This window comes from Lysobacter olei, assembly GCF_054777355.1.
Map to the genome: position 1 here is coordinate 1 of NZ_BAAHAT010000016.1, position 1389 is coordinate 1389.

Sequence of the window (1389 nt, forward strand, 5' to 3'; positions counted from 1 at the left end):
ATCTAACATTCTTCTTATAGGATTATTTTCTATACTATTAACAACTGGAAATTGAGGTATCTTTGGATACATCATCATATTTTCATCAACAAAAGTTTTTCCATCTATACTTTTATATAATTTACCATTCAACCTTAATTGTGTAACCACAGGTTTTCTACGTTCTATATCTCAATTTTCCATACGTTTTGTATGTATATCTAATGTTCTAATATTAAAACTATTACGATGAGCGACACCACCCTCTGGATCTAAAACAAAATCAGCATTTGTTACAAGAAGTAATCAAGGCTTTTCTCTAAAAGGAATTGGTATTTCTAAATTATTAAATGCTAATGTTATACTAGTATCATAAAAATTTCAATATTGCATTTCTACACCATCTCTAATACATTCTAACGCATGCTTATCTCTTAATTCATAAAATATTTCATATTTATGCATTAATATTCTGTCTGTACATTGAAGTAAGAATTCTTTCTCTTTTTCTGTTAATGATTTCTCAAATTTATTTAAAAAAACACCAGTAAAATCTTCAGCTACTTTATGTGTATTACATATAATATCATATCTTCTTACTAAATCTAAAGAAGTTTCAGGTGATATACTTACCGTACCATTAAAAGTACTCGGATATAGATCTATTAGATATTTATAGCTATTTAATTGACATTTAATATATTCATTACATGCAAGTTGAAAATCAGGATATTCTAATATATTCTCGAATTCTTTAGTATAATTAGCTAACAATGAGGGTACATTACTCATACCATATTTTGAATACATAAAAATATCAAGAATCATAAGCATATGCAAACAATTAAAAGAAAACAATGCATAACCAGTTGTTACAGTCACAGCTGTTGCATGTGATAATAAACTAGCTAACTTATCTAAAGGTGAATTTCTAATTAGTAATTCTTTATTATAACAACTTTTAAGAATATTTCATATAGCATAAGAAAAAAGTATAAAAAAATAAATTAATACTAATGAAAACGAATATTTATAAAAATTACTATTAAAAAATACAGAAACTGGTGTTGAAATAAATATAAATATACTAGTATATTTAATAATATTACTATTAAATTCAGCGAATTCTTTAGAAAAAACGGAATAGAAAGATTTATCTAAACCTCTGGAAATACCAATTTTTATTCTTGAAAAAGGATTTCTTTTTTTAATACTATATTATTATATTTAGTAACTATCTCATTATTTTTTTTAGTACCTATATCAAATAAAATATTATCTAATATACTAAATAATGGTGTAATAATAATAAAGTAACTAAAATAAAGTGTAGTTGATATTTGTCCAAATATAATAAAAGGATCTTCTACATGTTTAGCACCTAATATCATTAAAACTAAAAAATTAGCA

At 23.6% G+C, this 1389-nt stretch carries 2 protein-coding genes; both read right to left on the reverse strand.

Annotated features, from left to right (window positions below; genetic code table 11):
* Window positions 1-360 precede the first annotated feature (360 nt).
* Window positions 361-861: a hypothetical protein gene (locus tag ACYVBS_RS14575; RefSeq protein ID WP_460824490.1), complete on the reverse strand. Its 501-nt coding sequence runs from the start codon at window positions 859-861 to the stop codon at window positions 361-363.
* Between the two features lie 299 nt (window positions 862-1160).
* Window positions 1161-1389, reverse strand: a 229-nt coding sequence (locus tag ACYVBS_RS14580) for a hypothetical protein (protein WP_460824492.1), incomplete at its 5' end; no start/stop codon positions are given.